Consider the following 573-nt stretch of genomic DNA (forward strand, 5'->3'; position numbering starts at 1 on the left):
CCAGCTCGCGCACGTTGCCGGTCAGCGGGTGCATGGCGATGCGGTCGAGCGCGTTCTGCGTGAGGGGCGGCACCGGCGCGCCCGATTCCTGCGCGATGCGCGCCAGCAGCGTGGCGCACAGGGCAGGCAGGTCTTCGCGGCGTTCCCGCAGCGGCGGGATGACCACTTCGATCACGTTGAGGCGGTAATACAGATCCTGGCGGAACCGGCCGGACTGCACATCGGCCGACAGGTCGCGGTGGGTGGCGCTGACGATGCGCACATCCACGGTCTCTTCCCCCGTGGAGCCCAGCGCCCGCACGCTGCGTTCCTGGATGGCACGCAGCAGCTTGGACTGCATCGCCAGTGGCAGGTCGCCGATCTCGTCCAGGAACAGCGTGCCCCCGCGTGCCGCCTGGAAGTAGCCGTCGCGGTCCTGCGTGGCGCCGGTGTACGAGCCCTTGCGCGCGCCGAAGAATTCGGCTTCGAGCAGGTTTTCCGGAATGGCGCCGCAGTTGACGGCGACCAGCGGTCCGTCCGCGCGCTGGCTGCTGGCATGCAGCGCGCGCGCCACCAGCTCCTTGCCGGTGCCGG

General features: G+C 70.5%; 1 protein-coding gene. It reads right to left on the reverse strand.

The window, feature by feature from the left end; translation table 11 throughout:
* On the reverse strand, nt 1–573 hold a 573-nt coding region (locus tag AC27IO_RS25260), incomplete at both ends, for a sigma 54-interacting transcriptional regulator (protein ID WP_498741350.1).

The organism is Acidovorax sp. KNOB132, from assembly GCF_057541515.1.